This window comes from Novosphingobium sp. B 225 (genome assembly GCF_002198665.1).
GTDB lineage: Bacteria > Pseudomonadota > Alphaproteobacteria > Sphingomonadales > Sphingomonadaceae > Novosphingobium.
Genome location: NZ_MWLM01000013.1, coordinates 1 through 8324, shown reverse-complemented (window position 1 = coordinate 8324; position 8324 = coordinate 1). Strand labels below are relative to the sequence as shown.

At 67.1% G+C, this 8324-nt stretch carries 8 protein-coding genes; 7 read left to right on the top strand and 1 reads right to left on the bottom strand.

From position 1 onward, the window contains the following. Positions 1–546: 546 nt before the first annotated feature. Entirely contained in the window at positions 547–1371 is an 825-nt protein-coding gene (locus MNBBLIKP_RS01500) for a flagellin N-terminal helical domain-containing protein (protein WP_088306770.1), read from the bottom strand. A gap of 231 nt (positions 1372–1602) precedes the next feature. Here MNBBLIKP_RS01500 and MNBBLIKP_RS01495 point away from each other — a divergent pair, with 231 nt between their 5' ends. The 7 genes from MNBBLIKP_RS01495 to MNBBLIKP_RS01465 are packed head-to-tail and all read left to right on the top strand — an operon-like array spanning position 1603 to position 8240. Continuing rightward, the gene (locus MNBBLIKP_RS01495) at positions 1603–2868 is read left to right on the top strand and encodes a sigma-54 interaction domain-containing protein (RefSeq protein WP_088306768.1); all 1266 of its coding nucleotides are present in this window, start codon (positions 1603–1605) and stop codon (positions 2866–2868) included. Continuing rightward, the gene (gene fliE, locus MNBBLIKP_RS01490; protein ID WP_088306766.1) at positions 2865–3233 is read left to right on the top strand and encodes a flagellar hook-basal body complex protein FliE; all 369 of its coding nucleotides are present in this window, start codon (positions 2865–2867) and stop codon (positions 3231–3233) included. Before MNBBLIKP_RS01495 ends, fliE begins: the two co-directional genes overlap by 4 nt. Before the next feature lie 3 nt (positions 3234–3236). Then, positions 3237–4883 (top strand): flagellar basal-body MS-ring/collar protein FliF, encoded by a 1647-nt coding sequence (fliF, locus tag MNBBLIKP_RS01485; protein ID WP_088306764.1) that lies wholly within the window; start codon positions 3237–3239, stop codon positions 4881–4883. Further along, positions 4880–5920 (top strand): flagellar motor switch protein FliG, encoded by a 1041-nt coding sequence (fliG, locus tag MNBBLIKP_RS01480; protein ID WP_088306762.1) that lies wholly within the window; start codon positions 4880–4882, stop codon positions 5918–5920. Before fliF ends, fliG begins: the two co-directional genes overlap by 4 nt. Next, positions 5913–6500, top strand: coding sequence for a FliH/SctL family protein (locus MNBBLIKP_RS01475; protein ID WP_088306760.1), 588 nt, complete (start codon positions 5913–5915; stop codon positions 6498–6500). The genes fliG and MNBBLIKP_RS01475 overlap by 8 nt, the downstream gene beginning before the upstream one ends. Beyond that, entirely contained in the window at positions 6494–7825 is a 1332-nt protein-coding gene (locus MNBBLIKP_RS01470; protein WP_088306758.1) for a FliI/YscN family ATPase, read from the top strand. The genes MNBBLIKP_RS01475 and MNBBLIKP_RS01470 overlap by 7 nt, the downstream gene beginning before the upstream one ends. Next, positions 7815–8240, top strand: coding sequence for a hypothetical protein (locus MNBBLIKP_RS01465; RefSeq protein ID WP_088306756.1), 426 nt, complete (start codon positions 7815–7817; stop codon positions 8238–8240). Before MNBBLIKP_RS01470 ends, MNBBLIKP_RS01465 begins: the two co-directional genes overlap by 11 nt. Positions 8241–8324 lie beyond the last annotated feature (84 nt).

The window sequence follows — 8324 nt, the reverse complement described above, 5'->3', positions numbered from 1 at the left end:
CCGTCACCCCGGGCTTGACCCGGGGTCCAGCTTCTTCTTGCCGGCGTCAGAGTATGCCGCACTGCCGCCAAAGGCAGCTAGGCCCCGGGTCAAGCCCGGGGCGACGGGGGGTTTTGGCTGTTCGCCCCACCCCCAAAACCCATTTTCCTACACGCGCCGAACCTGTCATAAAATCCGCCGCTCTTTCTCATTGTCGGTCCGCATTTCCTGTCTTCAGGGCAAAAACGCCCTCAAAAACGCAGATCTGTCACCTTTTTTGCCGCAAAGTATTGGCGGACAAGGAAACTCTGCCCGGACAGGGTGTCACCCTGGTGTCACCTTGTCCGGGTGGCGTAACCCAAAAAGGCCCGGCGATCAGGGGAGGATCGCCGGGCCGTGCCTGGAAGGGACAGGCAATTGGTAGGTCGGCTAACCTGCTCTCTCCTCTTCAGGGGAGAGATACGCAGGCTTGGCAGCTTGCTGCCTAGCCGGAGTTGAGAGGGGAAAGGCAGCGCACTCCCCACTCCCAACCCTCTCCCCTCAAGGGGAGAGGGCTAAAGTTCGACCTTAGCGCAGCAGCGACAGGACGTTCTGCTGGCTCTGGTTGGCCTGCGCGATCATCGCGGTCGAAGCCTGGCTGAGGATCTGGGCCTTGGCCATCGCGGTGGTTTCCGAAGAATAGTCCGCGTCTTCGATCCGGCTGCGCGCGTCGGACAGGTTGGTGACGTTGCTGGTCAGGTTGTTGACCGCCGATTCAAGGCGGTTCTGACCGGCACCCAGGCCCGCACGGGCCGCGTTGACGTCGGCGAGCGCCAGGTCGACGTTGTCGATCGTGGTGCTGGCCAGCGCCGAGGTGGTCACATCCAGCGCGGTGGCATCGATGTTGCCGCCGTCGATCGCCGAGGAGGTCAGGGTGATGGTTTCGCCCGATTCCGAACCGACCTGGATGTCAAAGGTGACATCGGTGCCGGCCGTGGTCGAAAACAGCGCGTTGCCGTTGAACTTCGTGCCGGTCAGCACGTCGTCGATCTGTTCGGTCAGCGCGGTGACTTCCGACTGCATGTAGGTGCGGTCCGACGCCTGATAGGTGCCCGAGCTGGACTGGACGGCCAGTTCGCGCACGCGCTGCAGCATGTTGCTGACTTCCGACAGCGCACCTTCGGCCGTCTGGGCCAGCGAAATGCCGTCATTGGCATTGCGGATGCCCTGGCTCATGCCACGCACCTGCGAGGTCATGGTGGTCGAAATGGCGAGACCCGCTGCGTCGTCCTTGGCGCTGTTGATGCGCTTGCCGGTCGACAGTCGCTCCATCGCGACGCTGAGTCCCTTGTTCGCGGCGGTCGAGGCGTTCGAGGCCTTGATCGCGCTGATGTTGGTGTTGATTACGGCCATGTGTAACTCCCGTGGATTGTCCCGAAAGCAAGCCTCACCAGACCATCCGGAGCGGCTGCCGGGACCAAGACCGACGCATTTCCGGCAAAGTTAAGGGCCGGCGGCAAATTTCTGCCGGGGTCATGGCAGCCTTTTTCCTAGGTATTCGCCCGAGGCCTTAAATTACCGGAGCGTTTGACGTTCTGCGCGCAAAAGGCCCCCCTGACATATGGTTAACCAGGGGACCGAACGATGACATCTCTAGCCCAGAGCGAAGGGGTGACGAAAAATCACGCAGCGCTGGTGCAGCGCGCCGCCGCGATCGTGGCGACACTGGGCACGGCCGGCACGCCGCTGCTGCGCACCGCCAGGGACGCCGCGCCGCTTGGCCCGGGTCCATGCGTGACGCTGGAGCGCGGCACGGCGAACACACTGGTGCGCGAACCCACGCGCGGCCGGTTTGTTCTGACGTACCGCGATGCTTCCACCGATGCCCCGCTGGCAGCCTTGCTGGCCGCGCTCGCCGCACCGGGCATGCCGATCGCGGCCGATCCGGAAAGCCTGTCGATCCTGGCCCTGGCCGAACGGCTGGCGGCGAGCGAGATCCCGGTCTTGATCAACGGCCCGACCGGGACCGGCAAGGAAGTGCTCAGCCGGTTCATCCACGCCCGCTCCCCGCGCAGGGACGGCCCGTTCGTGGCGGTCAACTGTGCGGCCATGCCTGAAACCATGCTGGAAGCCATGCTGTTCGGCCACCGCAAGGGCGCTTTCACCGGCGCGACCGAAGCCAGCGAGGGCTTTTTCCGTGCGGCCGATGGCGGCACCCTGCTGCTCGACGAGATCGCGGAAATGCCGCTCTCGCTCCAGGCCAAACTGCTCCGCGCACTGCAGGAGGGCGAGGTGGTGCCGATCGGCGCGACCCAGCCGATCAAGATCGACGTCCGCGTGATCGCCTGCGCCAACCGCGACTTGCCGACCGAAGTGGCCGAGGGCCGGTTCCGCCCGGACCTCTACTACCGGCTCAACGTCTTCCCCCTCGCGCTGTGTCCGCTGCGTGACCGCAGTGAGGATGTGGCCCCGCTGGCTTTCGCGATGCTGCTGCGCCACGCCCCGCAAGGCCGCGCGCTGCCGTGGATTTCCGATGCCGCGCTGGCCATGCTGCGCGATCACGGTTGGCCCGGGAACGTCCGCGAACTGGAAAACGTGATGCGCCGCGCGATCCTGCTGGCCGATGGTCAGGCCGAGATCACCCCGGCCCATATCGTGTTCGATCATACCGCCCGGCTGGTAGGCGAAACGGCCCCCGCGCCGGTCCAGGAAGTGCCGCGCAAGCTGTCCAACATCGTCCAGCTCAGCGAAGCCCGCGCGATCATGGAAGTGCTGAGCGCTTGCGGCGGCAGCCGGGTGGCCGCAGCGCGCGAGCTGGGGATTTCGGAGCGCACCTTGCGCTACCGGCTCGCCTCGTTCCGCGAAGCCGGGATTGAAATGACCCGCGCGGTCGCCGGAGCCCGGCGATGAGCGGGATCGGCGGAATCGGCGGCGCGGGCAGCCTGCAGCAGATCATGGCGATGCGGCAGCAGATCCTTGATCGCTCGCAGCTGCTTCAGCAGCTCCATGCACCGGGCGCGCAAGCGGCGCAACCGGCCGCCCCGGAGAGCCCGGCCGGGCAGTTCACCGACGCGCTCAAAAGCGCGCTCGACCAGGTCAAGCAGACCCAGGGCAAGGCCGAAGGGCTGAGCGAAGCCTATCAGCGCGGCGAGGTGACCGATGTCGCCAAAGTCATGCTGGCCCGCCAGGAAGCCGGGATCGCCTTTGAAGCGACCCTGCAAGTCCGCAACCGGCTGCTGTCCGCCTATCAGGACATCATGCGGATGGGAGTGTGATAGATGGCTGACCTCGTCCCCGCCGCTGCCGGAGCGCCGCCCGCGCCCGCGCTCGATCTTGCCGTGCTGAACAGCGGCACCCCGCTGGAACGGCTGCGCGGCCTGGCCGCCCAGCCCGCGGTGCGCAAGGCGCTGCCGTGGTTTGCCGGGCTCGCTGCCGTGGGCGCCGCCGCGCTGACCTGGTCGATGATCGCCACCCCGCCGCAGCGTGTGCTCTATTCCCAGCTTGATGACAGCACCCGCGCCACGGTTGTCTCCAGCCTCGACAAGGCGGGGATCGGTTATCAGATCGACAACCAGACCGGCACTCTGACCGTCGATGAAGACCAGCTTTACCGCGCGCGGATGCTGGTCGCATCGGACGGGGCGCTGGCCCAGCCCGATGCCCAGTCCAACCTCGACAACCTGCCGCTGGGCGCCAGCCGCACGCTGGAGGGCGAACGCCTGCGCGCCGCGCGCGAACACGAATTGCAATTGACGATCAAGGAGATCGAAGGCGTCGAAGCCGTCCGTGTCCATCTTGCCGAAGCCGCCAAATCGGTCTTCGTGCGCGAGGATACCCCGCCCACCGCCTCGGTCATGGTGCGTATGGCACAGGGCCGCCAGTTGTCCGACAGCCAGGTTTCCGCCGTGGTCAACCTGGTCGCCGGATCGGTCCCCGGGCTCACGCCCGATGCGGTGCGCGTGATCGACCAGCACGGCCGCCTGCTGAGCGACCGCGCCGGAGCGGATTCCGACCGGCTCGAACTGCAAGGCCGGATGGAGGAAAAGCTGCGCAACCAGATCGATGCGCTGCTTACCCCGATGCTCGGCGCGGGCAATTTTTCCAGCGAAATCCAGGTCGATCTGGATATGGACCAGGTTACCAGCGCGCGCGAAAGCTATGACAAGGAAGGCGTCCTGCGCAGCGAAACCCAGGCCGCTTCGCAAACCAGTGGCCCGGGTCAGGCCGGGGGGATTCCCGGCGTGGTATCCAACACTCCGCCACCCGCCACCGTCGCCAAGCCCGGCGCTCCGCCGGGAACCGCTCCTGCCGCCCCTGGCGCAGCCGCAGCCGCCAACGGCGAAAGCAGCGCGACCCGCACCTATGAACTGGGCCGCGAAGTTTCGGTCGCCAATGCCGGACCGGGCAAGATCAGGCGCGTCTCGGTCGCGGTTGCGCTTAGCCAGGCGGCGCTCAAAGGGGCCAAACCGGCCGACATCGAACAGATCAAGCAGCTCGTCTCTGCCGCAGTGGGTGCCAATGCCCAGCGCGGCGATCAGGTGACCGTGCTGCAGCGCCCGTTCGAACCCGTCGATGACAGTGGCGTGCCGTTCTACGAAGCCCCGTGGTTTGCCATGGTGGTGCGCAGCGTGGTCGCCCTGCTCGCCGTGCTGCTGGTCTTGCTGCTGGGCGTGCGTCCGCTGGTCAAGGCCCTGAAGCGCGAGCCTGAAGCAGCCGCCAAGGCCGCCGAAGGCGAGCCCGGCGAGGAAGACGAAAGCGAGGATGGCGAAAATCAGCCCCATGCCGCCGCGCAGCCGGTCGATGCCGCGCTGCTTGGCCGGCAGGTCAGCCTGGCCCAGCGGATCGTAGAGGAAAAGCCTGACGATGCGCTCCACGCCCTGCGCCAGATGCTGGCCGAACAGCCCAATCCGGAGGCCGCACAATGAGCGCCGAACCCACTGACCTGCCCCACACCGCCCCCAGCCTGAGCCTGGCCGAACGCGCCGCCGTGATGGTCATGCTGCTGGAAGAAGACCAGGCCGCCGCGATCCTGGGCAAGCTGGAGCCGACCGAGTTGCAACTGCTGGGTGAAAAGATGTGCGCGCTGGGGGAGATCGGTCCAGACCTGATCGCGCAGGCGATCCAGGGCTTCGTCAAGAACACCGAACGCAGCGGCATCAGTGCCCGCGGCCGCAACGATCATGTCCGCACGCTGATGAACCGGGCGGTAGGCGAAGTGAAAGCCGACAGCCTGATGCAGCGCATCCTGCCGCTGGGCGAAGAGCGCGCCCCCGCGATCGAACTGGCGCGATGGCTGACCGCCGAAGCGTTGATCCCGCTGGTCAAGGATGAACACCCCCAGGCCCTGGCCGTGCTGCTGGTCCAGCTGGAGGCCGAAACCGCCGCCGAAGTGCTCCACGCCTTGCCCGCCGACATGCAGACCCAGGTGGTCCACCGCGTCGCCACGCTGGGCCCGGTTTCAACCGAGGCGATCGAGATGCTTGACGCGCTGCTGCAGGAACGGATTGGCGAGCGTCACGGCCAGGCCATGCTGACCATGGGCGGCCCGCGCGAAGCGGCGGACATTATCAATCAGGCCGGCAAGGGCGCCGAAAAGCGGATCATGCCGGAAATCAACCGGATGGACAAAAACCTCGCCAAGGAAATCGAGAGCGAGATGTTCAAGTTCGAACACCTCTTCACGCTCGATCCGCAGGCGATGGGATCGCTGCTGCGCGAGGTCGAAAGCGATGTGCTGATCGATGCACTGAAAGGCACCGACGAAGCCAACCGCGACGTGTTCTTCCGCGCCATGTCGAGCCGCGCCGCCGACGGTGTGAAGGATGAAATCGCCGCGCGAGGCCGCCTGAAAATGGCCGATGTGATCGAAGCGCAAAAAGCGATCGTCGCGGCTGCGCGGCGGCTGTCGGCCGAAGGCGTGATCGTGTTCGGTGTGGGCGGCGGCGACGACGAATATGTCTGAACCTGCCCGGATCTCGCTTGCGGCGCTGGCGGGGCCTTCGGGCTTTGCCAGCGATCCGCGCTTCTCGGGGGCGGTGAGCGCAGCGCCGCCCCCACCCGAAGCCGAGCCGGAAGACCCGCTCGCGCTGGCCTGGGCCGAAGGCTATCAGGCCGGAGTGAGCGAAGCCCGCCAGGAATCGGAACTGCTGGCCGCAGAAGCCGATGCCGCCCGCACGGCGATCGAACTGTCGCTGGCCCGGCTGGACGGCGAACTTGCCGAGGCCTTGCGGAAGAAGCTGTACGTCACGGTCGAAGCGCTGTGCGAAGCCGCGATCGAACCGCTGCTGCTGGACAAGGCGGCGCTTGCCGCGCGGGTCGAGCGCGCGGCGGGGATGCTGGCGCGGGCCGACGACGAACGGGTGCTGCGGCTCCACCCCGAAGATCTCAAGCTGGTCGGCAAACACTTGCCCGAAGGGCTGGAGGTCCAGCCCGATCCCGCGCTTGAACGCGGCGCGCTGCGGGTCGAAACCGTCAATGGCGGGGTCGAGGATGGCCCCGGCCACTGGCGCCGCGCAATTGCCGAGGCGCTGGGACAATGCTGAAACTGTTCGATCCCCTGCTGGATGAAATGGCCGGGGCCCATATCGATCTGACCCCGGGGCGCTATGGCCTGCTCATGGCCTGCGACGGCGGCCTGCTGGAAGTTTCGGGCCTGTCCGCGCCGGTCGGTGCATTGTGCAAGGTTGCGCATGGCCGCGCCTTGCCGCTGACTGCCGAAGTGATCGGGTTCCGCAATGGCCGCACGCTGATGATGCTGCTGGGCGATACCGTGATGCTGCGCCCCGGCGCGCGGGTGCGGACCGAGGGGCGGCCGGGCATGCTGCCGGTGGGTGAAGCGTTTCTGGGCCGTGCGGTCGATGGCGAAGGGCTACCGATCGACGGACTGGGGCCGCTGCATCCGCAAGGATCATGGCCAGCGGGCGGCCTGCGCACCTCGGCGCTTGATCGCAGCCCGGTGCGCGAATGTTTCGACACCGGGGTTCGCGCGCTCAATGCGCTGACCACGTTTGGCGTGGGCCAGCGGATCGGGATCATGGCCGGTTCGGGGGTGGGCAAGTCGGTTCTGCTCGACATGATCGCCACCGGGGCCGAAGCCGAAGTAGTGGTGGTCGGCCTGATTGGCGAGCGCGCGCGCGAAGTGTCGGACTTTGTCGAACGCCACATGGCCGGGGACAAGCGCGCCCGCACCGCCGTGATCGCCGTGCCGGCCGACCACGCGCCCAACCTGCGGCTGCGCGGAGCCATGCTGGCCACCAGCCTGGCCGAACATTTCCGGGCGCAGGGCCGCAAGGTGCTGCTGATCATGGACAGCCTGACCCGCGTGGCCCATGCCGGGCGCGAAATCGCGCTGCTGCTGGGCGAACCCGGCGCGGCGCGCGGCTATCCGCCCTCTGCGCTGGCCACGATCACCAAGCTGGTCGAACGCGCGGGCAATTCGGCCGCCAGCGGGGGCTCGATCACCGGGCTTTATACCGTGCTGGCGGACGGCGATAACCAGGACGATCCGGTGGTCGATACCGCCCGCTCGATCCTTGACGGGCATGTCGTGCTCAGCCGCGAACTGGCCCAGCGCGGACAGTATCCGGCAATCGACATTGCCGCCTCTTTAAGCCGCGTCATGGCCGATATCGTCAGTCCGGCACATCAGGCGCTCGCCCGCGAATTTCGGGCGCTGACCGCCAGTTACGAAGCCAACCGCGATCTGGTGCTGATGGGGGCCTACCGCGCCGGAGCCGATCCGCAGCTGGACCGCGCGATTGCGATGCACGCCGATCTGGTGGAATTCCTGTGCCAGCCCGCGCGCAGCACTGTGCCGCTGGGCACCAGCCAGGCCCAGCTGGCCGAACTGATCGGCCATGCAGGCTGAACGCGCCCGGCTGCGACGGCTGCAACGGCTCGAACGGGTTCGCGCGATCGCCAAGCAGACTGCAGCGGCAGAAGCCGCGCGCGCTGAAGGCACGCTGGCGCAGTTGGAGGCTCTGGCCGAACGGACCCGCGCGATGACCGATGAATATGCGGCGCGCACCCGCTTTTCCGACGGGCTGGAACTGCGCCAGATTGGGCATTTTGTTTCAGGACTGCAGGCCATCACCCGCACCACCACTGGCGATGCCTTGCAGGCCAAAGCGCTGGCCGATCGCAAGCAGCAGGAACTGGCTCAGGCCGAACGCAGCCGCGCCGCCGTGCAGGACCGCGCCGTCGCTCAGGAAAAAGCCATGTCGGCGCGCGCCGCGCCGCAAGTTCTGGGGGCTCGCCGCCAAGTTGGCACGGGTCTTGAATAGTTAACGGCAGACCCTGGACCAAAGGACCCTGCCGATGATGCCGCTTTCTGCCCTGCCGCCCGCCCCCGGCGGGAGTGCCGGGGT

What these genes read in the sequence shown, in the direction of transcription:
- MNBBLIKP_RS01465 (WP_088306756.1), top strand. Translation starts at nt 7,815, where the DNA reads ATGCAGGCTGAACGCGCCCGGCTGCGACGGCTGCAACGGCTCGAACGG.
- MNBBLIKP_RS01475 (WP_088306760.1), top strand. Translation starts at nt 5,913, where the DNA reads ATGTCTGAACCTGCCCGGATCTCGCTTGCGGCGCTGGCGGGGCCTTCG.
- fliG (WP_088306762.1), top strand. Translation starts at nt 4,880, where the DNA reads ATGAGCGCCGAACCCACTGACCTGCCCCACACCGCCCCCAGCCTGAGC.
- MNBBLIKP_RS01495 (WP_088306768.1), top strand. Translation starts at nt 1,603, where the DNA reads ATGACATCTCTAGCCCAGAGCGAAGGGGTGACGAAAAATCACGCAGCG.
- fliE (WP_088306766.1), top strand. Translation starts at nt 2,865, where the DNA reads ATGAGCGGGATCGGCGGAATCGGCGGCGCGGGCAGCCTGCAGCAGATC.
- MNBBLIKP_RS01470 (WP_088306758.1), top strand. Translation starts at nt 6,494, where the DNA reads ATGCTGAAACTGTTCGATCCCCTGCTGGATGAAATGGCCGGGGCCCAT.
- MNBBLIKP_RS01500 (WP_088306770.1), bottom strand. Translation starts at nt 1,371, where the DNA reads ATGGCCGTAATCAACACCAACATCAGCGCGATCAAGGCCTCGAACGCC.
- fliF (WP_088306764.1), top strand. Translation starts at nt 3,237, where the DNA reads ATGGCTGACCTCGTCCCCGCCGCTGCCGGAGCGCCGCCCGCGCCCGCG.